At 70.5% G+C, this 20,894-nt stretch carries 20 protein-coding genes; 10 read left to right on the forward strand and 10 right to left on the reverse strand.

Going from position 1 to position 20,894, the window contains the following annotated elements; all coding sequences use genetic code 11:
* Nucleotides 1–100 precede the first annotated feature (100 nt).
* On the reverse strand, nucleotides 101–1,420 hold the full coding sequence (locus MFF26_RS22555) for an OmpP1/FadL family transporter (protein ID WP_137831161.1): 1,320 nt from the start codon (nucleotides 1,418–1,420) through the stop codon (nucleotides 101–103).
* Between the two features lie 303 nt (nucleotides 1,421–1,723).
* Here MFF26_RS22555 and MFF26_RS22560 point away from each other — a divergent pair, with 303 nt between their 5' ends.
* The gene (locus MFF26_RS22560) at nucleotides 1,724–2,608 is read left to right on the forward strand and encodes a fumarylacetoacetate hydrolase family protein (protein ID WP_137831160.1); all 885 of its coding nucleotides are present in this window, start codon (nucleotides 1,724–1,726) and stop codon (nucleotides 2,606–2,608) included.
* Between the two features lie 55 nt (nucleotides 2,609–2,663).
* Here the strand turns inward: MFF26_RS22560 and MFF26_RS22565 are convergent, their stop codons facing one another.
* A complete protein-coding gene (locus MFF26_RS22565) occupies nucleotides 2,664–2,939 on the reverse strand; it encodes a hypothetical protein (protein ID WP_238308598.1) in 276 nt (91 codons plus the stop codon).
* 371 nt (nucleotides 2,940–3,310) lie between these two features.
* Here MFF26_RS22565 and bioB point away from each other — a divergent pair, with 371 nt between their 5' ends.
* Nucleotides 3,311–4,327: a biotin synthase BioB gene (gene bioB, locus MFF26_RS22570; protein ID WP_137831158.1), complete on the forward strand. Its 1,017-nt coding sequence runs from the start codon at nucleotides 3,311–3,313 to the stop codon at nucleotides 4,325–4,327.
* A gap of 196 nt (nucleotides 4,328–4,523) precedes the next feature.
* Here the strand turns inward: bioB and MFF26_RS22575 are convergent, their stop codons facing one another.
* The 4 genes from MFF26_RS22575 to mnmA form a co-directional block, all read right to left on the reverse strand.
* On the reverse strand, nucleotides 4,524–5,963 hold the full coding sequence (locus MFF26_RS22575; RefSeq protein ID WP_373324524.1) for a sensor histidine kinase: 1,440 nt from the start codon (nucleotides 5,961–5,963) through the stop codon (nucleotides 4,524–4,526).
* Nucleotides 5,964–6,197: 234 nt separating this feature from the next.
* Nucleotides 6,198–6,977 carry a TVP38/TMEM64 family protein gene (locus MFF26_RS22580; protein ID WP_137831156.1) on the reverse strand — a complete coding sequence of 260 codons (780 nt, stop codon included), beginning with the start codon at nucleotides 6,975–6,977 and terminating at the stop codon, nucleotides 6,198–6,200.
* 145 nt (nucleotides 6,978–7,122) lie between these two features.
* Nucleotides 7,123–7,779, reverse strand: a complete 657-nt coding sequence (locus MFF26_RS22585; RefSeq protein ID WP_137831155.1) for a class I SAM-dependent methyltransferase — start codon at nucleotides 7,777–7,779, stop codon at nucleotides 7,123–7,125.
* A gap of 148 nt (nucleotides 7,780–7,927) precedes the next feature.
* The gene (gene mnmA, locus MFF26_RS22590; protein WP_137831154.1) at nucleotides 7,928–9,085 is read right to left on the reverse strand and encodes a tRNA 2-thiouridine(34) synthase MnmA; all 1,158 of its coding nucleotides are present in this window, start codon (nucleotides 9,083–9,085) and stop codon (nucleotides 7,928–7,930) included.
* A 276-nt stretch (nucleotides 9,086–9,361) separates the two neighbouring features.
* Between mnmA and MFF26_RS22595 the strand changes: the two genes are divergently transcribed.
* The 8 genes from MFF26_RS22595 to flbD all read left to right on the forward strand — a co-directional run bounded on the left by MFF26_RS22595 (nucleotide 9,362) and on the right by flbD (nucleotide 17,495).
* Complete coding sequence (locus MFF26_RS22595) at nucleotides 9,362–10,954, forward strand: flagellar hook-length control protein FliK (RefSeq protein WP_238308599.1); 1,593 nt, start codon at nucleotides 9,362–9,364, stop codon at nucleotides 10,952–10,954.
* Nucleotides 10,955–10,964: 10 nt separating this feature from the next.
* Nucleotides 10,965–11,642, forward strand: a complete 678-nt coding sequence (locus MFF26_RS22600) for a flagellar hook assembly protein FlgD (RefSeq protein WP_137831381.1) — start codon at nucleotides 10,965–10,967, stop codon at nucleotides 11,640–11,642.
* Between the two features lie 130 nt (nucleotides 11,643–11,772).
* Nucleotides 11,773–12,048 carry a CtrA inhibitor SciP gene (gene sciP / locus MFF26_RS22605; RefSeq protein ID WP_056238806.1) on the forward strand — a complete coding sequence of 92 codons (276 nt, stop codon included), beginning with the start codon at nucleotides 11,773–11,775 and terminating at the stop codon, nucleotides 12,046–12,048.
* 214 nt (nucleotides 12,049–12,262) lie between these two features.
* Nucleotides 12,263–13,885, forward strand: coding sequence for a flagellar basal-body MS-ring/collar protein FliF (fliF, locus tag MFF26_RS22610; RefSeq protein WP_137831382.1), 1,623 nt, complete (start codon nucleotides 12,263–12,265; stop codon nucleotides 13,883–13,885).
* 42 nt (nucleotides 13,886–13,927) lie between these two features.
* Complete coding sequence (gene fliG / locus MFF26_RS22615; RefSeq protein ID WP_137831383.1) at nucleotides 13,928–14,983, forward strand: flagellar motor switch protein FliG; 1,056 nt, start codon at nucleotides 13,928–13,930, stop codon at nucleotides 14,981–14,983.
* Nucleotides 14,983–15,600: a FliH/SctL family protein gene (locus MFF26_RS22620; protein ID WP_137831384.1), complete on the forward strand. Its 618-nt coding sequence runs from the start codon at nucleotides 14,983–14,985 to the stop codon at nucleotides 15,598–15,600. Before fliG ends, MFF26_RS22620 begins: the two co-directional genes overlap by 1 nt.
* 13 nt (nucleotides 15,601–15,613) lie before the next feature.
* A complete protein-coding gene (fliN, locus tag MFF26_RS22625; protein WP_137831385.1) occupies nucleotides 15,614–15,961 on the forward strand; it encodes a flagellar motor switch protein FliN in 348 nt (115 codons plus the stop codon).
* 163 nt (nucleotides 15,962–16,124) lie between these two features.
* On the forward strand, nucleotides 16,125–17,495 hold the full coding sequence (flbD, locus tag MFF26_RS22630) for a sigma-54-dependent transcriptional regulator FlbD (protein ID WP_137831386.1): 1,371 nt from the start codon (nucleotides 16,125–16,127) through the stop codon (nucleotides 17,493–17,495).
* A gap of 7 nt (nucleotides 17,496–17,502) precedes the next feature.
* Here flbD and bchE read toward each other — a convergent pair whose 3' ends face one another.
* The 4 genes from bchE to MFF26_RS22650 all read right to left on the reverse strand — a co-directional run bounded on the left by bchE (nucleotide 17,503) and on the right by MFF26_RS22650 (nucleotide 20,874).
* Nucleotides 17,503–19,005, reverse strand: coding sequence for a magnesium-protoporphyrin IX monomethyl ester anaerobic oxidative cyclase (gene bchE, locus MFF26_RS22635; protein WP_137831387.1), 1,503 nt, complete (start codon nucleotides 19,003–19,005; stop codon nucleotides 17,503–17,505).
* A 94-nt stretch (nucleotides 19,006–19,099) separates the two neighbouring features.
* Nucleotides 19,100–19,810 (reverse strand): di-trans,poly-cis-decaprenylcistransferase, encoded by a 711-nt coding sequence (locus MFF26_RS22640; protein WP_137831388.1) that lies wholly within the window; start codon nucleotides 19,808–19,810, stop codon nucleotides 19,100–19,102.
* Nucleotides 19,811–19,880: 70 nt separating this feature from the next.
* Nucleotides 19,881–20,258, reverse strand: coding sequence for a transcriptional regulator (locus MFF26_RS22645; protein WP_137831389.1), 378 nt, complete (start codon nucleotides 20,256–20,258; stop codon nucleotides 19,881–19,883).
* Nucleotides 20,251–20,874 carry a hypothetical protein gene (locus MFF26_RS22650; protein WP_137831390.1) on the reverse strand — a complete coding sequence of 208 codons (624 nt, stop codon included), beginning with the start codon at nucleotides 20,872–20,874 and terminating at the stop codon, nucleotides 20,251–20,253. Before MFF26_RS22650 ends, MFF26_RS22645 begins: the two co-directional genes overlap by 8 nt.
* Nucleotides 20,875–20,894: the final 20 nt, after the last annotated feature.

Raw genomic sequence — 20,894 nt, forward strand, 5'->3', positions numbered from 1 at the left:
TGCCAAGTGGCGACGGCACATGAAAATGCCGCCCCGGACTTCGATCCGGGGCGGCGCAAATCCTTCCGGTGAGCCGGCATCCACTTGGTCGGACGATGACCTAGTACTTGCGCACCAGCGGGGCCGGGGCGACGCTCGCCGGGCTGTCCCAGGCGTAGCGGAAGCCGACCGAGACGAGATCGGCGCTCACATCGGCGATGGCGGCGAAGGGAATGCCGACATCGAAGTTGCGGCCCGGCCCGGCGAGGATCCGGTTCTTGCCGACGAAGAGGTGGGCGTAGCTGGCATTGAGGGTCAGCTTGTCGTTCCAGCGGTAGCTGGCGCCGACGGAGGCGATGATGCGGTCGCCGTCGGGCAGGCGCACCGAGCGGTTCGACGTGTCGATCGGCCCGTCCTCGTAGGCGAGGCCGCCGCGGACCGTGAGGTTCGGCGACCAGTCATGTTCCAGGCCGACGGAGTAGAAGTAGGAGTCTTTGAAGTTGAGCGGCAGGTGGCTGACCGTGGTGCCGGTCAGGTTCGAGACGATGCCGATGTCGCCGATTCGCGACCAGTTGTCCCATTCGAAGCCCAGATTGATGCGGGTGACCGGGTTGATCGCCTGGGTCAGGCCGACACTGAGCTTCTCCGGCGTGTTGAGGTTGGCCCTGATCGAGCCGAACACGTTGGCCAGAGCCGGGTTGGGAAAGCCGATCGAGCCGTCGATGTCGTGGTGAACCGAGGAGCGGTAGCCGATGCCGAGCACGGTGCCGTCCCACGGGGTGATGGTTGCACCGGCGGTCCAGCCCACGCTCCACGACTCGCCCTTGACGAAGGAGGGCGGGTAGAGCGCCGGGGACAGGCCGGGCACCGGGATGGCCTGACGCAGCGTCAGCCGGAAATACTCGATATTGGCGCCCACGCCGATCGAGAGCCAATCGGTCACCCGGTAGCCGATCACCGGGTTGAACGCGAGCGAGAAGACCCGAGAGGAGCGTCCGTAGACCGAGCCGGCCCAGTCGGGGCGGGGCTTGGTGACGAGACCGAAGGGCGTGCCGGTCTGGAGGCCCAAAGAGAGGCGGTCGGTGAGCTGGTAGCTGGTCGCGCCCGCGGGCAGCACCGCGCCCTGGCCGATCTCGCCGGAATCGCCGAAGGGCAGCAGGAAGGGAGCGGTGCCGACCGTCGGCCGGATCTCGCCCGTCAGGTTGACGAAGGTGAGGCTCTGCTCGGAGGTGAAGCCCGGCCGCATCGTCACGGTCGCGGGGTTCCAGAAGATCGAGGACACGCCCGCCGCGCCCGATGCCGCGCCCGCGAAGGCGAGGCCCAGCCCCTGAGTGCTCTGTTCCCGCAAGCCGAAGGCACCGGCCTGCACGTCCGTCGTGGCACCGATCGATGCCGCGATGATCCCGGCGATGGTGATCGCCCGGGTCGTCCCCCCCGTCATAGTCGTCCGTCTCCGCGTGTCTTGTTCGTCATCGGAAGCGACGATCGAATCGATCGGTGCCACCTGTCGAGGGTTCGGATGGCAGCCTTACCAAATAATAAACAAATGTAACTTTAGCGCGACGGTTGTGCCCGGAGCCGTCTGTCATGACGGCAACGACGCGGGCGCGGCCTGACGAGGGGCCGGTCGGGAACCGGACCGAGCGGTGTCGGCGTTGCCTCGATCAAGAGCGGCCGCGCGCCCCGTCCCCACGATGGCCATGCGCGTGGGCCCGTCGCGGCAGAGACGCGAGGAGATCCGGCGATGAAACTGATCCGGCACGGCGAGAGCGGGGAGGAGAAGCCGGGGCTCGTCGATGACGGCGGCGGCCTGCGCGATCTCTCGGGCGTCCTGCGCGATCTCGCCGGGCCCGGCCTGTCGCGCGAATCCCTCGACCGGCTCGCCCGCCTCGATCCCGGGAGCCTGCCGCTGCTCCCGGCCGGCACCCGCCTCGGCCCCTGCGTCGGCGGCACCCGCAATTTCGTGGCGATCGGCCTCAACTTCGCCGACCACGCCGCCGAGACCGGCGCGGCGATCCCGGCGGAGCCGATCCTGTTCAACAAGGCGCCCTCCTGCATCGTCGGCCCCAACGACACGGTGATCCTGCCGAAGGGCTCGGCCAAGACCGATTGGGAGGTGGAACTGGCCGTGGTGATCGGCGCCCGCGCGTCCTACGTCCACGCCAACGAGGCCCTGCGCTACGTCGCAGGTCTGTGCATCTGCAACGACCTGTCGGAGCGCGAATTCCAGATGGAGCGCGGCGGCACCTGGACGAAGGGCAAGGGCTGCCCGACCTTCGGGCCGCTCGGCCCCTGGCTGGTGACGCTCGACGAGATCCCGGACCTGAAGAACCTCTCGATGAGCCTCGACCTCAACGGGCAGCGGATGCAGACCGGCTCCACCGCCACCATGATCTTCGACGTCGCGCAGATCGTGGCCTATGTCTCGCACTTCATGATGCTAGAGCCCGGCGACGTCATCACCACCGGCACGCCGCCGGGCGTCGGGCTGGGCATGAAGCCGCCGCGCTTCCTCCGCAGCGACGACGAGATGATGCTGCGCATCGCCGGCCTGGGCGAGCAGCGCCAGCGGGTCGTGGCCTTCGACGACTGGACCGCGAAGGTCGCGGCGGGCGAGCCGACGAATTGATGATCAGCCCTTGAGGTGGAGGCGTCGGTACGGAGGCCGGAGGGATTCAGGATGGCTATGGCCGAAACGGCGCCGTCCGGCGGTTCTGCTCCGCGAGGAGGCGGCCGACCACGCCGTCGCATTGCGCGGTTTGCCCGTGACATTCGGCGAACATCTCGATCTTTACCTGCCCGTCTTCTTGGACGATCTTCCGGCAGATATAGGCCGATGGTTGAGCTCCCCTCGCCTTCCACAGGGACCACAACATCAGGCGTTTTGGATCGCTGACCTCGACATAAGTCGGGGTCTTGCGCGCCACCTCCACGCCCAGTTCGGCCTCAAGGGTGGCCACCATATCCTCGAAGGGCAAAACCTCTCGCCCGCAGAGCTGTCGGGCTCCTGCGGGGAGCGGAAGTAGTACCACGAGCGCCATCATAACGGAGGTTCTGGGAGAGGCGCGCATCGAAAGTCTCGGCCGTACCGCAGCTTTGGTATCAAATACGCCTTCTGATTGCAATACGGCCCCGCTTCAGTCACGGATGCCAGTTGGGGTTTCCCTCCCTCGGATGAGCCTGAAACAGCCCTGACGCTTCTCGGGATCGCCCTTCGCGGCCATCCCGCGATGACGGGCGGCGGGATTGGGGTGGCGCCTGGGCGTGCTGTGCCGCAGGCATCCCAAGGCAAGGCTTGATTTTTCCGCCGCCTTCGCTCTCAAAGGTGCGCATGAGCGACACCGTGGTCCCCCTCGCCTCCCCCGCCGCTGTCCCGGCCGCCATTCGGCATGATTGGACGCTCGCCGAGATCCAGGCCATCCACGACATGCCACTGCTCGACCTCGTGCATCGGGCGGGCTCTGTGCATCGGGCCCACAACGATCCGGCCGACATCCAGCGGGCCGCCCTGCTCTCGATCAAGACCGGCGGCTGCCCGGAGGATTGCGCCTATTGCCCGCAATCGGCCCACCACAAGGGCGCGAACCTGCCGCGCGAGCGGCTGATGCCGGTCGATGCCGTGCTGAAGGAAGCCGCCGCGGCCAAGGCCAACGGGGCGCACCGCTTCTGCATGGGCGCGGCGTGGCGCAAGCCGAAGGACGGGCCGGAATTCGACGCGGTGCTGGAGATGGTGCGCGGCGTGCGCGGCCTCGGCATGGAGGCCTGCGTCACCCTCGGCATGCTGACCCAGAGCCAGGCGCAACGCCTCGCGGAGGCCGGGCTCACCTCCTACAATCACAACCTCGACACCGGCCCCGAATTCTACGGCGACATCATCTCGACCCGCACCTACGAGGACCGGCTTCAGACGCTGGAGCACGTGCGCGAGGCCGGCATCGGCGTCTGCTGCGGCGGCATCGTCGGCATGGGCGAGCGGGTGCGCGACCGGGCGGAGATGCTGCAGGTGCTCGCCAACCACGCCCCGCATCCCGAGAGCGTGCCGATCAACGCCCTCGTCGCCGTCGAGGGCACCCCGCTGGAGGACCGCCCGCCGATCGATCCGCTCGACCTCGTGCGGATGTGCGCCACCGCCCGCATCGTCATGCCGAGAGCGCGCGTGCGTCTCAGCGCCGGGCGCAAGAGCCTGACCCGCGAGGCCCAGATCCTGTGCTTCCTGGCGGGCGCCAACTCGATCTTCTACGGCGAGCGCCTGCTCACCACCGCCAACAACGAGGCGGATGCCGATGCCGAACTGCTCCGCGACATCGGCGTGCCGGTGCCGGGCCTGACGCTCGCGGCGGCGGAGTAGCCGCCGCTCAGGGGCTTTCACGCTCCTTCGGGTGGAAGCCAGAGTATTTGACGCGACGGTGACAGCCGAGGCGTGCGAATGGCGCCTCACGCGCGTTGCTCCGGCCCTTCATGCGGTTCGGCCGATGCAACGTCCCGGATAGCGGGGTCCGCGCGTTCCTGCTCGAAGGACGGCGCTCGCCGGATCGGCGAGGACGTCAGGCGGCCTTCGCCTGGATCGCCCGATCCGGGATGACGATGCGGAAGCAGGCGCCGTTGGCGGTCTCGTCGAGGCCCAGCGTCCCGCCGTTGAGGCGCACCAGTTCCGAAGCGATGGCGAGGCCGAGGCCGGTGCCGCCGGGGCGGGTCGAGCCCTGGAAGGCGGCGAACAGGTTGGCCCGCGCGCGGGGTGGCACGCCGGGACCGTTATCGACGACGAGGATCGTGACCTGGCCCGCGCCGCGGGAGCCGTCGCGCAGACCTTCGATGACGACGCTCGCGTCCGTGGTGCGCGCCGCCGCATGGGCCTGGACCGCATTCCGCACCAAGTTGGTCAGCGCCCGCAGGAGCTGCTCGGGATCGGCGTCGATCTCGAGATCGGCGGGCGCGCACACGCTCACCTCCACCCCCGCGGCCGGCATCAGGCCGCTGAGATCGGTCAGCTCGTCGAGGAGCGGAGCCAGGGCGACCATGCGGCGCTGGGCGTTGGGTTCGGTCGCCCGGCCGTAGGCGAGGGTCGCCTCGCAGAAGCGGATCGCCCGGTCGAGGGTCGCCACGAGGCGCGGGGCGACGCGCTGCACCACCGGGTCCGACACCGTCTCGAACCGGTCGCCGAGGAGTTGGGCGGTGGTCAGCAGATTGCGCAGTTCGTGGTTGATCTTGCTCACCGAGAGGCCGAGTTCCGCCAGCCGGCGCTTCTGGCGCAGCTCGCCGCCGAGTGCCGCCTTCATCCGGGCGAGCGCGGTCTCGGCCTGTCCGATCTCATCGGTGCGGCGCGAACAGGCCGCCGGGCGGTCGAAGCGCTCGGGATCGTCCGCGAAGGCGGCGATGTTGCGGGCGAGCTGAAGGACCGGCCGCACGATCGACCGTTGCAGCACGAAGAACACGAGGCCGGCCGCGATGGCGGCGATGACGGCGCAGGCCGCGAGCAGGCGCAGGGCGAAGGCGATGAGACGGCTGCGCAGGGGCGCCTCGTCGAGCAGGATCTCGACCGCCCCGACGCCGCCCTGCCCGCCCCCGACCGCCCGGATCGGCGCGTCGGCGGGAAACAGCAGGGTCCGGAAGGCGCCGCGGATGGAGCCTTCCCAATCCTGCACCCGCAGATCCACGGTCTCGGCGACGGACTCCGGCATGGGATCGACCGAGAGCAGCCGCCAAGCCTCCCCGTCGCGCACCGCGATGGCCCGGGCGCCCAGGCCGGTCAGCAGGCGCCGGGCGAGATCCTCGGAGACGTTGCCCTCGGGCGCGGCGCGCAGCACCAAGGCCGCGACCTGGGCCGCCGCCACGCGATCGGACAGGCGCGATTGCCGGTAGCTCGCCAGGAGGGGGACGAAGACCAGGATCTCGGCCAGGACCACGAAGGCCACGGTGAGCAGGAAGAGCCGGCCCGACAGGCCGAGGCGCAGGCGGGAGAGCGGGCGGAAGCCGGGGGCTTCCACCTTGAATGCAGTCCCGGCCGATGCCTCACAGTGCAAGGGAAGGGCGGCGGAAGCCGCCGATTCGTGCCGGTCCGCTCGTTCCGGGGTGCCAACCCGGCGCGAGAACGGAAAGCGGGGCCGTCTCAAGAGTTACCCGTAGTTGTGATGGTTCGATGAGAGCGGCGCGTCCTTGCGGGGCCTCTGGCGAGGCTCTCTGAGGCTAGAGGGTGTGCGCCACTCGCTTGTGCGCAAGTCTTATGCGCGGAGCGTCCGCCGCTCAACCCGTCTGCGCAGATAAACCGACAGCAAGGTGAAGCCCGCCAGGCCCGCGAGCGCGGCGAGGAGGGTCGGGCTGACCAGGGAGCGCAGGTCGAGGCCGACCGCGCAATCGCTGCCGCCGGCGGCGAGGCAGGCATCCCGGGTGGTGTCCCGGGCGGTCAGCACCTCGTCCAACCCCGAGCCCAGGCCCGAGAAGATGAAGGCGCCGGGAATCAGGCCGAGCAGGGTGGCGAGGAAGAAGCTGCGGAACGAGACGCCGAAGGCCGCCGGGGCGAGGTTGGTCATCCAGAACGGGAAGATCGGCAGGAGCCGCAGGGTCAGGACGTAGCCGAAGCCGTCGCGGCGGAAGCCCTCGGCGAAGCGGCCGAGGCGTGCCCCGGCCCGGCGCCGGATCAGGTCGCCCGCGGCGAGCCGCCCGATCGAGAACACGATCATCGCCCCGGTCGTCGCCGAGCCGACGGAGATCAGGGCGCCGGTGAGCGTGCCGAACAGCAGGCCGGACAGGGCGGTGAGGGCGACGGTGACGGCGGGGATCGAGACGACCACGCCGCAGACGAAGACCAGGACGGTGAGGGCGATCGCCCGCACCGGGTCCTCGGCGACGGCGGCCTGGAGCGAGGCGCGGGCCTCGGAAATGCGGTCGAGATCGAGGAGTTGCGCGCCGCCCGCCGCGGCGATCCCGAGGGACAGGGCCAGCAGCACCGCGAGCGGCAGCCAGCGCAGCCAAGCACGCCGCCGGGGCCCGGCCTCCGTCATCGGACGATCATCGGTGTCGAAAGGACAAGTCCTTTCGCGGGTCCGGGGCGGAGCCCCGGTCGAACGGGAGAGCGGGGCGCCGCCCAGGGCAGATCCCCCTGGCCTCGCCAAGGGGATGGTCCCTTCGGAAACCCGTGACGGTCCATCACCCGGGCTTGCGCATCCGGAGGATCTTGAAGAAGCCGCCGGGGAAGGTCGGGGCGAGGCCCACCACCTCGACGCCGTTGCGACGGGCCCAGGCCTCGATCCGGGTCGCCTTGAAGTCCGAGGACCAGCCGATCTTGGTGCAGAGCGGAGCGACGATCTCCTCGACGCGGGCGACCGGCCCGTTCGACTGGCCGAAATGGTTGGCGAGGACGATGCCGCCGCCGGGGCGCACCACCCGCAGGAATTCGGTGAGCGCGGCCTCCGGATCCGGCACCAGGGTGATGAGGAACTGCGCCACCACCGCGTCGAAGCTGGCATCCTTGTAGCCGAGGCGGCACACGTCCATGACCTGCAGGCCCTTGACGTGGCTGAGCCCCCGGCGGGCGACCTTGCGGCCGGCGCGCTTGAGCATGTCCTCGGAGAGATCGACCCCGCAGACGAAGCTGTCGCGGGGATAGTAGCCGAGCGACAGGCCGGTGCCGACGCCGGCCTCCAGCACCCGCGGCCCGTGGGCGACGGCGGCCTGGACGGCGGCGCGGGCGGCGGGCTCGGTCAGCTTGTCGTAGACCACGTCGTAGACCGGCGCCCAGCGGGCATAGGCCTTGCGCATCAGGTCGGTGGTCGGCCCGGCCTCGGGCGCCCGCTCTCTCAGCATCTCGTGCGTGACCCTTTATCCAGTCGTCCCGTCGCGCCTCGAGCCGGGCGGAGGCCGGGACGGTGCGACGGGATGTGAGGTGTCGGAAAACCGGAATGCGACGGGCGAAGCCCGCAGGTTCTCACGGAGACGTCCACGACGGCTTCCATCAAGCCGCCTCGGCCGCCCCCGCCTGCAACGCGCCGATGCGCCGGATGGTGCCGCCGCCGAGCACGCGGGCGCGGGGGCCGTCATCTTCGTAGATCACGCAGGCCTGACCCGGTGAGACCCCGTCCTCGGGGGCGGCGAGCTCGACCTCGGCATAGGCCTCGGCGGCGTTCCACGACAGGCGCGCGGGCCGCGGCTCGCGGGTGGAGCGCACCCGGACCGCCACGGGCAGGTCGGTCAACGCCTCGGGGGCGCCCTCCCCCAGCCAGTTGAGGTCGGTCAACCGGATGCGGCGGGTGGCGAGCGCGGCGCGCGGGCCGACGACGACGCGGGCGGTCTCGGGCTCGAGCCGCACGACGTAGAGCGGCTCGCCGACCGAAAGCTTCAGGCCCCGGCGCTGGCCGACGGTGTAGTGGACGATACCCTGATGCTCGCCGAGCTGGCGGCCTTCGAGATCGACGATGGCGCCGGGGCGGGTCGCCTCCGGCCGCAGCTTGGCGATCACGTCGGCATAGCCGCCCTGGGGCACGAAGCAGATGTCCTGGCTATCGGCCTTGTCGGCGACGGTCAGTCCCAGCTCGCGGGCCAGCGCGCGGGTCTCGTCCTTGGGCCGCTCGCCGAGGGGGAAGCGCAGGAAGGCGAGCTGCTCGGGCGTCGTCGCGTAGAGGAAGTAGCTCTGATCGCGGGCGGGATCGAGGGCGCGGTAGAGGGCGCGCCCGCCCCCGGGGGCGGGCCGGCTCGCGACGTAATGGCCGGTGGCGAGGGCCTCGGCGCCGAGGTCGCGGGCCATGCCGAGGAGATCGCGGAACTTGACCGAGCGGTTGCACTCGACGCACGGGATCGGCGTCTCGCCGGACAGGTAGCTCTCGGCGAAGCGGTCGATGACCGACTCGCGGAAGCGGTCCTCGTAATCGAGGACGTAATGGGGAATGCCGAGGGTCTCGGCCACGCTGCGCGCATCGTGGATGTCGCGGCCGGCGCAGCAGGCGCCCTTCCGGTGGGTCGCGGCGCCGTGGTCGTAGAGCTGGAGCGTGACGCCGACGACGTCGTAGCCCTCGCGCTTCAGCAGGCCGGCCACCACCGAGGAATCGACGCCGCCCGACATGGCGACGACGACGCGCGTCTCGTGCGGAGGCTTCGGAAGATCGAGCGAGTTCATGGCCGTGATGGGGCCCGTGCGGGCCGTCGCGAGGGCGCGAGCGGGCCGGGGCCCCGGCGCGCGCGTCTGCCGTGTCTATAGCGATCCCGGTCCGGACTTTCCAGGGACGTCGCCGCAGGCAGAGTCGGCAAAACCTGCCGCCCGGGCGGCATTTTTCGCTGCGCCGGTGCGCGGTGATGTTCGAGGGGTAAGAAATTTCTTCGATCCGTGAATGGGTTAAGCGCCGGCCTGACTGGCGCGGGGCTTGCGCCGGGCTCTCCGAAGAGAGGTCGAGGCATGACGGTCGCGCGCACGGACAAGATGGAGATGTCGGTCAGGCCGCTGGCGCGGCCGACCGCCCAAGCCCGCGCGGCCGAATCCCACGAGCGCTTCAGCCTCCTGCAGGAGGCGGCCGACACCGATCGTGCGGAGCGGCGGGCACAGGGACGGCAGATGGCCGACCAAGCAGATGACGCTCGGCGCGCCGAGATGCGGACCGCGGAGGCGCGCGCTCTGACGGCGCGGCGCGATGCCCGCACGCCCGACGCGGAGGGGAGCCTCGCGAGGACCGTCAGGGAGAACGCGAAGGAAGGCACGAAAGCCTCCGGATCCGCGGGGAACGCGCATTCGCCCGGATCTGCCGATGCCCCGAAGAAACGGGCCGAGGAGCCCGCGGCGAACCCGGCCTCCGATACGACACGGCGGAGCGACGACCGGACCGGGGCGACGAAGGGCACCGGGGCGACCGATCCGGCGAGCGCGGCGAATCCCGTGGCGAAGGGGACGGGAGACGGAACCGTCGCCGACGAGCCGGGCCTCGGCGCGACGGCGGGGACCGGGACGGCCCAGCCCGGATCGGTCGAGAGCGAGGGACAGGACGGCGACGCGACGGAGGACCGCGCGAAGGAGAGCGAGGCGGCCGGGATCGGTGACCGTCCGCCGGAGGGGGCTGCCGGGCCCGTGCTCCTGCTGGTCCCCTCCCCCGTGGCGGCCTCGATCCAGGCCGCCCCGGAGGCGGCGGGATATGGCGGGGCCGGGACGGCGACGGATCCCGCCCTGGCATCGTCCCAGCCGGGCGCAGCCCTTGCCGCTCCGCTTGGCGCCCCCAGTGCGGCGGCAGCCGGTGCGGCCACGGCCGGAACCGCGGTTCAAGGCGAGATCGTCAAGGGTGAGGCGGCCAAGGAGGAGGTCGCGACGGGTCGGACGGCGAAGGCCGAGACCGCCCAGGGCGAGGGCGCCAAGGGTGACGTGACCGGAGGCGCCGGCACCGATGCGAAGGGGTTCGAGGCGATCCTCGCGGCCGCCGGAAGCGGCAGCGAGGCGGACCTTGCCCCGGCGAGCGCCCCCTCCCCCGCTCCCCCCGCTGCCGCCACCCCCGGCGGCCCTGCGGGGTCATCTTCGGCGGAGACCGCGACCGGGACGGCGAGCGCGCCCGCGCAGCCCGCCCCGATCCCCCTCGGCGCCGTGCCGATGACGATCGGCCTGCGCTCGCTCGCGGGCGCCAGCCGCTTCGCGATCCGCCTCGACCCGGTCGAACTCGGGGCGATCGAGGTGTCGCTCGATCTCGACCGGGCCGGCGGGCGGGCGCGGGCCCATCTCACGGTCGACCGACCCGAGACTCTGGCCCTGCTCCAGCGCGACGCGGGCGTCCTGCAGCAGGCGCTGGCGCAGGCGGGCTTCGAGGCGAACGAGGGGATCGCCCTGTCGCTGCGCAGCGAGACCGGCGGTCAGGACGGACAGAATGCCGGTCGCGACGCCGACCGCGGCAACGATTCCGGCGCGCGCGGCCGGCCAGGGGCCGTGACCGGCCGCGAGGCGGACATCAGCGCCATCAACCCATCCGCCTTCCGCCGCCTGCGCGCGGCGGGCGGCCTCGACATCCGCATCTAGGAATCACGCCATGGCCGCCGGCATCGCCAGCAGTACCAGCACGAGCATCACGAACGCCACGGCCACCACCACGGCCGATACCAAGGCGATCGCGGGCAATTTCACGCAGTTCCTGACCCTGCTGACCACCCAGCTCAAGAACCAGAATCCCCTCGATCCGATGGACACCAACCAGTTCACCCAGCAACTGGTGCAGTTCGCGGGCGTGGAGCAGCAGCTCAAGACCAACGACCAGTTGGGCACGATCCTGGCGAACTCGAAGGCCTCCGCGACGGCCTCCGCCTCGAGCCTGATCGGCCGCACGGTGGTGGCCGACGGCGCTACCACCGACCTCACCGACGGTCAGGCGAGCTGGACCCTCAATCCGGCCCGCGCGGCGGCCCGGGCGATCATCACGATCAAGAGCGCGGATGGCAGCGTGGTCGCCGCCAAGACGACGACGCTCAAGGCCGGCTCCCAGACCTTCGACTGGAACGGGGCCTCGACCTCCGGCCTCACCGTGAAGGACGGCCAGTACACGATCACCGTGGACGCCATCGATACCACCGGCGCGAAGGTCGACGTCGACACCAAGGTGAGCGGTCAAGTCGATGGGGTCGATCTGAGCGGATCTGAACCGGTGCTGACGATCGGCTCCGCGCGAGTTCCGGCGTCGGCGGTGAAATCCCTTGTCGCATCAGGATCTTGATGCAATGCAGCAAGGCTTTTCCACATCCCCCCTTGAACGACGAATCGCATTCGAAGGACCGACTTCAAGAACTTTTAAGCGGAGACAAGTAGCTTGGCTCTCGACAGGTCAGTCGAGTGTAGAGCGTATCATGACTGAGACCCCCCGGCCCCGTGTGAAATATGTGATTGGGCCCGACGGCAGCCCCCTGACGATCGCCGATCTTCCTCCCGTTTCCACCCGCCGCTGGGTCATCCGCCGGAAGGCCGAAGTCGTCGCCGCGGTGCGCGGCGGTCTGCTCAGTCTGGAGGAGGCCTGCCAGCGCTATACCCTGACCACCGAGGAATTCCTCAGCTGGCAGTACTCCATCGACCAGCACGGTCTCGCCGGCCTGCGCACCACGCGCATCCAGCATTACCGGCACTGATTTCCTTCAAACGGACGCGCCGGTGCAGGGTTTGTCCCGCAGCCGGCCGCGCACCGAGCCTTCAAGAGCCGCCTGCGGAGACGCATGGCGGCTTTCGCCGTTTTCGGGCGGCCGCGTCGGGCCGCATTAACTCCCCGCTAACCACCACCTGGGCAATTCTTGCCGGGTGGGCGCCGGTCGCGCCCGCGCCTCCTGCCGTGGGCCGCGACCAACCGTGAAGCCGATCCTCGAACTGGTGACGAAGCTGGGGCCCGCGCGCATCGCCGCGATGGCGGCCGTGACGCTGACGCTCGTCGGCTTCTTCGCCTTCGTGATCCTGCGGGTGTCGCGCCCGGATATGGGCGTGCTGTTCTCCGACCTGTCGATGCAGGATTCGTCCGCGGTCATCCGCGAGCTGGACGCGCGCGGCATCGCCTACGAGACCCGGGGCGACACGGGACAGACCGTGATGGCGCCCAGGGCCGACCTCGCCAAGCTGCGCATGGATTTCGCCGGCAAGGGCCTGCCGAGTCAGGGCGGCGTCGGCTACGAGATCTTCGACAAGGGCGACGCCTTCTCCTCGACGAGCTTCGTCCAGAACGTGAACCACCTGCGGGCGATGGAGGGCGAGCTCGCCCGCTCGATCCGCGCCATCGGCCGGGTCCAGGCCGCCCGCGTCCATCTCGTCATGCCGGAGCGTCGCCTGTTCGAGCGGGACCGCGAGGCGCCCTCGGCGGCGATCGTGGTCAAGCTGATGGGCGATCTCGACCCGAGCCAGGTGCGCGCCATCCGCCATCTCGCGGCCTCCGCCGTCGAGGGCCTGAAGCCCGAGCGGGTCTCGATCGTCGACGAGCGCGGGCGGCTCCTCGCCGACGGCGCCCGCGGCGCCGAGGCCGAGGGCGCCGGCCTCGTCGAGGAGCGCCAGAGCGGCATCGAGCGGCGCCTGCGCTCGCAGATCGAGGAGATCGTCGCGGGCATCGTCGGCCAGGGCCGGGCCCGGGTACAGGTCGCCGCCGAGATGGACCTCAACCGGGTCGAGAGCCGCTCGGAGAGCTTCGATCCCGAGAGCCGGGTGGTGCGCTCGACCCAGACCCGCTCCGAGAATTCGCTGACCGGGGGCGGCGAGGGGCAGGTCACCGTCGGCAACGAGCTGCCCGGCGCCAACCAGAACCAGGGGCAGCCCGCGCAGAAGGACACGAGCCAGAAGAACGAGGAGACCACGAATTACGAGATCTCCCGCGTCACCCGGGTCGAGACCCTGGAGGGCGGGCGCCTGAAGCGCCTCTCGGTGGCCGTGGTGGTCGACGGCGTCTACGCCCCGGGCGCCGACGGCAAGCCGGCCTACCAGCCGCGTCCCGCCGCCGAGATCGAGCGCATCGCCGCCCTGGTGCGCACGGCGGTGGGCTTCGACAAGGCCCGCGGCGATCAGGTCGAGGTGGTCAATCTGCGCTTCGCCGAGATGCCCGTCGCCGCCGACCTCGCCGAGCCGGGCCTGCTCCAGTCCCTCCTGTCCCCGAGCAAGGAGGAGGTGATGCGGATGGTCGAGCTCGCGGTTCTGAGCCTCCTCACCCTGATCGTCCTGATGGCGGTGGTGCGCCCGCTCCTCAAGCGCGTGCTGGCGTCCGAAGTGCCGATGGTCGCCCTCGCCGGCCCCGCCGGGGCCCTCGCCCTCGCCGGGGCCGAGGTCGGGGGAGAGGTCGCGGAAGCGGGCCGGGCCAGCGACGCCAACCGCTTCCTGGAGCTGGCCAAGATCAACGGCCAGGTCCAGGCCGAGACGGTCGAGCGCGTCGTCGACATGGTGCGGGCGAGCCCGACCGAGACGGTCGAGGTGCTGCGCAACTGGATCCATGATCATTGAGCGGGGCGGGATGAGCAGCCATCACGAACAGCGAGGTGAGCCGTGTCCGCGGGCGTGAACTTCACCGCCGCCATGGAGAGCATCGATTCCTCCGCGGCCTTCGCGCAGATGTCGGGGCCGCAGCGGGCGGCGGCCCTGCTGCTGCTGCTCGGCGAGGAGGAGGGCGCGCCGATCTGGCAGCGACTCGAGGAGGAGGAGGTCAAGATCGTCTCGCATGCGATGGTGCAGCTCGGCTCGCTCGAGGCCGGCACCGTCGAGAAGCTGATCGTCGATTTCGTCTCGCGCCTCTCCTCGGGCGGGGGCATGACCTCGAATTTCGAGCGCACCGAGGCGCTGCTGCTCAAGATCTTCCCGCCCGAGCAGGTCTCCTCGATCATGGCGGAGATCAAGGGCGCGAGCGGACGCCGCGTCTGGGGCAGCCTCGTTCAGATCGATCCCGAGATCCTCGCGAACTTCCTGCGCAACGAGTACCCGCAGACCGTCGCGGTGGTGCTCTCGAAGGTGCGCGCCGACTACGCGGCGAAGGTGCTGACCATCCTGCCGGAGGAGTTCGCCATCGACGTCCTCAACCGGATGCTGCGCATGGAGACGGTGCAGAAGGAGGCCCTGCGCCATATCGAGGAGACCCTGCGGGTCGAGTTCGTCTCCACCATCGCCCAGACCACCCGCCGCGACGCGCACGAGCTGATGGCGGACGTGTTCAACGCCTTCGACCGCCAGACCGAGACGCGCTTCCTCGCCGCGATCGACCAGGCGAACCGCGGCTCGGCCAAGAAGATCCGCCAGCTGATGTTCACCTTCGAGGATCTGCTCAAGCTCGATCCGGGCTCGGTCCAGACCCTGATGCGCAAGGTCGACAACGACACCCTGTGCCGGGCGCTGAAGGGTGCCGAGGAGCGGGTGCGGGGCTTCTTCATGGGCCAGATGTCGAGCCGCGCCGCCAAGAACCTCAACGACGAGATGGGCTCGATGGGCCCGATTCGCCTCAAGGAGGTCGACGAGGCCCAGGCCCGGATGACCGAGCTCGCCAAGGAGCTGGCCGAGAAGGGTGAGATCATGATCGCCAAGAACGGCGGCGAAGAGGAGCTGGTCTATTGATGCGCGCCTCCCGCCCCTTCCTGTTCGACACCGATTTCGGGCGCCAGCGCGGTCCCTCCCCGGCCGAGGCCGAGGCCGCCGCGCAGGTCGCCGCGGAGCGCGAGGCCACCGCCGCCGCCGCGCATGCCCGCGGCCTGCAGGAGGGCCGCGCCGAGGCCGCCGCCCAGGGGCAGGCGCGCCTCGCCGATGCCCTCACCCGGGTGGGGCTGGCGGCCGCCGGCCTGATCCATCAATCCGATGCCCGCGACGCCGAGCGCGAGGCGCAGGCGCTGGCCTTCGCCACCGCCCTCGCCAAGCGGATCGCGGGCGAGGCCCTGGATGCCCGGCCCCTCGCCGGCGTCGAGGAGGCCGCCCGCGCGGCGCTCCGCCACCTGCGCGGCGTGCCCCACCTCGTGCTGCGCCTGAACGAGAGCCTCGTCGAGGACGCCGAGACGCTGATGCGGCGGCTCGCCCGCGAGCACGGCTTCGAGGGCCGCCTCGTCGTGCTGGGCGAGCCCGACATGCCGCCGGGCGATGCCCGCCTCGAATGGGCCGATGGCGGCGTGGTGCGCGAGCGCGCGCGCATCGAGGCCGCCCTGGCCGAGGCCCTGGCCCCCTGCACCGCTTCTGAGATCTGAGGCCGCCACTCCCATGTCCAGCGACGATTTCAGCCTGCCCCAGCTCAACGAGACCGACCTCACCTACGACGAGGGCGGCCCCGGCTCGGTGCGCGACGTGCCCACTTCGCCCAAGAGCGCCGCCGATCTGGAGCAGGTCTTCGACGTGCCGGTGGTGGTCTCGGCGGTGCTCGGCTCCTCCCGCATGCCGATCGGCGATCTGCTGCGCCTCGGCCCCGGCACCGTTCTGGAGCTCGACCGCAAGGTCGGCGAGGCCATCGACATCTTCGTCAACAACCGCCTCGTCGCCCGCGGCGAGGTCGTCCTGGTCGAGGAGCGCCTCGGCGTCACCATGACCGAGATCATCAAGAACGATCACTAGTCGCTTCGATCGACGCTTCTCCTATCCAACCCCCTCATCCTGAGGTGCCGGAGCGAAGCGGAGGCCTCCTTCGAGGCCGCTGACGCGGCACCTCAGGACGAGGGGAGTGGGTGGGAAGGGGCGGTCCGAACGGACGTCGCGAACAGAACTCGGAGAACCCACCATGCGGCTCCTCATCGTCGGACGGCTCTCGAGCGAGCTCGTCACCGCCTCGAAGATCGCCATGCACCGGGGCGCCTCGGTGACCCATGCGGAGGGCGTCGAGCAGGGGCTCGCGGTCCTGCGCGCCAAGGGCGGAGACCTCGTCATGGTCGATGTCGGGCTCGACATCGCCCGCCTGGTCCGGGCCCTGGGCGAGGAGCGCATCCGCACGCCGGTGATCGCCTGCGGCATCGCCTCGGATGCCCGTGCCGCGGTGGCGGCGATCCAGGCCGGGGCCAAGGAATACATCCCCCTGCCCCCGGATCCCGATCTGATCGCGGCGGTGCTGGAGGCGGTGGCGGCGGATGCCCGCAGCTTCGTCTGGCGCGACCCGTCGATGGAGCGCGTCGTCAAGCTCGCCGAGCAGGTCGCCCGCTCGGAGGCCTCGGTGCTGATCACCGGCGAGAGCGGCACCGGCAAGGAGGTGCTGGCCCGCCACGTCCACGCCAAGTCGAACCGCGGCAGCCGCCCCTTCGTCTCGGTCAATTGCGCGGCGATCCCCGAGGCGCTGCTCGAATCCGAGCTGTTCGGCCACGAGAAGGGCGCCTTCACCGGCGCAGTGGCCCGGCGCATCGGCCGGTTCGAGGAGGCCAACGGCGGCACGCTGCTCCTCGACGAGATTTCCGAGATGGACGTGCGGCTGCAATCCAAGCTGCTGCGCGCCCTGCAGGAGCGGGTGATCGACCGGGTCGGCGGCGCCGCCCCCGTCAAGGTCGACATCCGGGTGCTCGCGACCTCGAACCGCAACCTCGCCGAGGAGGTCAAGAAGGGCACGTTCCGCGAGGATCTGTTCTACCGGCTGAACGTCGTGCACCTGCGCCTGCCGCCTCTGCGCGAGCGCCCCGCCGACATCCTGGAACTGGCCGCCCACTTCGCGCGCAAATATGCCGAGATCAACGGCGTGCCGGTGCGCGCCCTCGACCGGGCGGCGCAGGGCCTCGTCGCCCGCAATCCCTGGCGCGGCAACGTGCGCGAACTGGAGAACACGATCCACCGCGCCGTGCTGCTGGCCCAGGGGCCCGAGATCGGCCCCGACGCGATCCTGAGCCCGGAGGGCGAGTCGCTCGGCCAGCCCGCCCCGACCGGCCCGGTCGAGCGGGCGGCCAGCCTCGCCGAAGCCGCCACCCGCGGCCTCGTCGGCCGCACCGTGGCCGATGTCGAGCGCGACCTGATCCTCGACACCCTCGACCATTGCCTGGGCAACCGGACGCATGCCGCGCGCATCCTCGGCATCTCGATCCGGACCCTGCGCAACAAGCTCAACGAATACGTCGATGCCGGCGTGACCGTGGCCGAGCCCGGCGGGGTGCGGGCGATGGCGGCTTACGGCTGAATCGGCGTCAGGCGGCCTCCCGCCGCCGGGTTGCCAGCGCGTTCTCGTCCGCCTGCCCTGCGCCCCAGAACTGCGCGACGCTGGGCCCGTTGCGCACCAGCGGGTCGCGGAACCACGAGCGGATCTCGTGCGGCCAGACCCGGCGGCCCATGCGGGTGTACCAGCGCATGGCGTGCGACAGACGCGGGTCGCGATTGAGATAGATGCGCCTGAGCGCCTTCGGTCGGGCCTGGAGAATGACCTCGATCAGCTTGAACCAGAGCAGCACCCGCCAGGGCGGCATGTGGCGGGTCGCGAGCACTTGATGCTTGTAGTCCCAAAGCCGCCGGTCGGTCTGGATCACCCGGCGCTCTTCCACAGTGCGAAAGTAGGGTGTCCAGCGGTGGGGCGTGACGTAGAGCATCTGGATCTGGTCCGGATCGTAGGCCAGGAGTTGCCGCAGACCCCGCCAGTAATCGCGGTCGCGTTCTTCCTCGAAGCCGACCACCCAGGTCGCCATCGAGAGAATCCCGTTCTCTCGCAACAGACGGATTGCCTCGCGGTCGGTCGTGGTGGTGGCGCCCTTCCGGATCAGGTCGAGGGTCGCCGCGTCGGTGCTCTCGAGTCCTAGAAGGAAGCGCACCCAGCCGGCGCGCTTGTAGAGCGGCAGGATGTCGGCGTCGCGCACGATGTCGTCGGCGCGGGTTGAGCCGACGAGGATCAGGTCGACCTCCTCCGCGATCAGCGCATCGAGAAAGCTGCGCCAGACCTTCTTCGAGACCGTCGGATTCTCGTCGGCGAAGTTGATCACCCGGACACCGTGCTCGCGGTGGAGCCGGGCAAGTTCCTTCGCGAAGCGGACCGGATCGCGATGGCGCCAACGGGTCCAGAAGCCGCGCTGGCCGCAATAGGTGCAAGGATGCGGGCAGCCGCGGGAGAACTGCACGACGACGGCGCGCAGGCCACCCCAATAGCTGTAGCGGGCATGGTCGATCAGCTCCCAGCCGACCCGATAGGCGTCGAGGTCGCGGATCGGTGGGGCCGGCGGCGTCTCCCGGATCACGCCGCCGTCGCGGAAGGTGAGGCCGGGGATGGTGCCGAGGGGCTGTCCGGCCGCGAGCGCGGCCATGAGCCGGCGCGCGGTTTCTTCACCCTCCCCGCGCACGATGACGGTGACGTGCGGCTCGGCCTTCAGGATCTCGCGTGCATGGTATGTCGGGAAAACGCCCCCGTAGACGATGTGGACGTCCGGCATCGCCGCCGCCACGCTGGCGGAAACCGCAGCGATGACCGGGTGGCCCGAGGTCGAGCCGGAATGGCCGAACAGCACCGCCTCGGGCGCGGATGCCACGATCCGTGCGACCAAGTCGGGGATCGGCATGGGGCCGAACTCGCCGTCGATCAGAGAGACCTCGTGTCCGTCGTCGATCAGCGGCCCACCGATGGCGAGCAGCCCGAGCGGCGGCAGGTGATCGTCGGGAATCCGGCTGCCGATCGCCGGATGCGGCACGTTCACGAGCAGAATATTCATCGGGGGCTCCCGGACGTGAGGGAGGGTTCGCGGAGGCTGTCACCTCCGCGTTTCGGCCGCGCCGAGGCGGCTCGGCAGTGCCGGTAATGTCGTGTCAGGCCGCTTCCGGCACCCGCGGTGCGTTCAAGCCCCCGAACCGTCGATCCCGCGCGGTGAAGTCGGTCACCGCCGCGGCCAGATCGCCTTCCCCGAAATCCGGCCACATCCGGTCGGTGAAATGCAGCTCGGCATAGGCCGCCTCCCAGAGCAGGAAGTCGGATAGGCGTTGCTCGCCGCCGGTGCGGATCAGGAGATCGACGTCGCCGGCCTCGCCCAGGGCTTCGCTCATCGCCTCGCGGGACAAGCCCTCCGGCCCGAGCCGGGCGGCCGCCGCGAGAATCGCGTCGCGGGAGGAATAGTCGACGGCGATGCGCAGGCTCAGTCGCGTGCCCGAGGCGGTCGCGGCCTCGGCCCGCTCGATCGCCGCAGGAATGCCCTCGGGCAGGCGGTCGCGCCGGCCGATCACCGTGAGCCGGGTGCCGGTGCGGGCCAGCCGCTCGGTCTCGCTGCGCAGATAGGCCCGGAGCAGGCGCATCAGCCCGCCGACCTCGTCGGCCGGGCGGCGCCAGTTGTCGCTGGAGAAGGCGTAGAGCGTCAGCGTGCCGATGCCGAGATCGGGGGCGGCCTCCGCCACGCGCTGGATCGTCTTGACGCCGGCCCGATGCCCTGCCCCGCGCGGGAGGCCGCGGGCGCTCGCCCAGCGGCCGTTGCCGTCCATGATGATCGCGGCATGAAGTTTCGGTCTGCGCTCGAAACTGCTTTGCATTGTAAAGCTCCGCGGCACAATCAGTCGATGAGAACAGAAAACCGTTAAGGTGGTGCGAAATCGCGGCCGGTCAGGCCGGTTCGGCGAGGCCCGCAGCCTTCTTGTCGCCCGCCTTCTTGCCGCCGGCCGTCTGGGCGTCGCGCACCACCTGCTCCAGCACCGCGAGGTACTCGAGGAAGCGGGTTCGGCCCGAGGGCGTCAGTCGGCACAGGGTCTGGGGGCGGTTGTGGTCGTAGCCCTTCTCCAGATCGACGAGGTCGGCCTCCTGCAGCACCGCGAGGTGGCGGCTCAGATTGCCGTCGGTGAGCCCGCACAGGCGCTTGAGATCGGGGAAGGCGAGGCCGCGGGGATGCGCGACCAGGGAGGTCAGCACCGAGAGCCGGGCCCGTTCATGGATGACCCGGTCGAGCCCTTCGTAGGAGAAGCGCGCTTCGCGAGCGTCAGGCATCGATGCCTCCCTCGTTCTGGCCCGGCTGGCAGTGGACGATGACGGCGAGCCCGCCCTGGCCGACCGCGAAGGGCAGACCCATCAACCAGGGCGAGAGGTGATGCGTCTCGCTGGCCAGCGCCAGCACGGCGAGCCCGGCGAGCAGGTACCAGGCGCCGACGAGCTGCATGGGGCGGGGCAGGATGCGGATCGAGGCGAACAGCCCGAGCCCGACCAGCACCTGCCACAGGCCCGGCAGCATCCACAGCCCCTCGGGCACGAAGCGGGCGAAGACGAGCCCGAGACACAGGCCCGCCCCGCCCGCCGGCAGAAACCCCTCGATGGCGTTGAACACCATGGCGTCGGCGAAGCCCGAATGGACCTGGCGGGAGCGCCGCACCGCCTCGAAGCCGATCAGCCCGCAGGCGGCGATGGCGGCGGCGATCCACAGCCCGAAGAAGGCGACGGGCCGCCCGGTCGGATCGTCGAGGAACAGCGATTGCCCGGCCGCCACCGCCAAGGCCAGCCCTCCGGTCGCCGCCAGCGTCGCCGTTCCGAGTCCGCGGAAGGCGGTGTCGCGCGCGATCTGCATCCGGATCGCGACGATGTCGGCAAGGGCCCTGTCCAGATCCTGCATCACGCGCCCACCCCCGTGGC

This window comes from Methylorubrum suomiense (assembly GCF_022179765.1).
Classification (GTDB): Bacteria; Pseudomonadota; Alphaproteobacteria; order Rhizobiales; family Beijerinckiaceae; genus Methylobacterium; species Methylobacterium suomiense.

What these genes read in the sequence shown, in the direction of transcription:
- MFF26_RS22555 (WP_137831161.1), bottom strand. Translation starts at nt 1,420, where the DNA reads ATGACGGGGGGGACGACCCGGGCGATCACCATCGCCGGGATCATCGCG.
- MFF26_RS22645 (WP_137831389.1), bottom strand. Translation starts at nt 20,258, where the DNA reads ATGCCTGACGCTCGCGAAGCGCGCTTCTCCTACGAAGGGCTCGACCGG.
- flbD (WP_137831386.1), top strand. Translation starts at nt 16,125, where the DNA reads ATGCGGCTCCTCATCGTCGGACGGCTCTCGAGCGAGCTCGTCACCGCC.
- MFF26_RS22640 (WP_137831388.1), bottom strand. Translation starts at nt 19,810, where the DNA reads ATGCAAAGCAGTTTCGAGCGCAGACCGAAACTTCATGCCGCGATCATC.
- MFF26_RS22620 (WP_137831384.1), top strand. Translation starts at nt 14,983, where the DNA reads ATGCGCGCCTCCCGCCCCTTCCTGTTCGACACCGATTTCGGGCGCCAG.
- MFF26_RS22585 (WP_137831155.1), bottom strand. Translation starts at nt 7,779, where the DNA reads ATGCTGAGAGAGCGGGCGCCCGAGGCCGGGCCGACCACCGACCTGATG.
- bioB (WP_137831158.1), top strand. Translation starts at nt 3,311, where the DNA reads ATGAGCGACACCGTGGTCCCCCTCGCCTCCCCCGCCGCTGTCCCGGCC.
- fliN (WP_137831385.1), top strand. Translation starts at nt 15,614, where the DNA reads ATGTCCAGCGACGATTTCAGCCTGCCCCAGCTCAACGAGACCGACCTC.
- sciP (WP_056238806.1), top strand. Translation starts at nt 11,773, where the DNA reads ATGACTGAGACCCCCCGGCCCCGTGTGAAATATGTGATTGGGCCCGAC.
- MFF26_RS22595 (WP_238308599.1), top strand. Translation starts at nt 9,362, where the DNA reads ATGACGGTCGCGCGCACGGACAAGATGGAGATGTCGGTCAGGCCGCTG.
- MFF26_RS22560 (WP_137831160.1), top strand. Translation starts at nt 1,724, where the DNA reads ATGAAACTGATCCGGCACGGCGAGAGCGGGGAGGAGAAGCCGGGGCTC.
- MFF26_RS22600 (WP_137831381.1), top strand. Translation starts at nt 10,965, where the DNA reads ATGGCCGCCGGCATCGCCAGCAGTACCAGCACGAGCATCACGAACGCC.
- bchE (WP_137831387.1), bottom strand. Translation starts at nt 19,005, where the DNA reads ATGAATATTCTGCTCGTGAACGTGCCGCATCCGGCGATCGGCAGCCGG.
- mnmA (WP_137831154.1), bottom strand. Translation starts at nt 9,085, where the DNA reads ATGAACTCGCTCGATCTTCCGAAGCCTCCGCACGAGACGCGCGTCGTC.
- MFF26_RS22650 (WP_137831390.1), bottom strand. Translation starts at nt 20,874, where the DNA reads ATGCAGGATCTGGACAGGGCCCTTGCCGACATCGTCGCGATCCGGATG.
- MFF26_RS22580 (WP_137831156.1), bottom strand. Translation starts at nt 6,977, where the DNA reads ATGACGGAGGCCGGGCCCCGGCGGCGTGCTTGGCTGCGCTGGCTGCCG.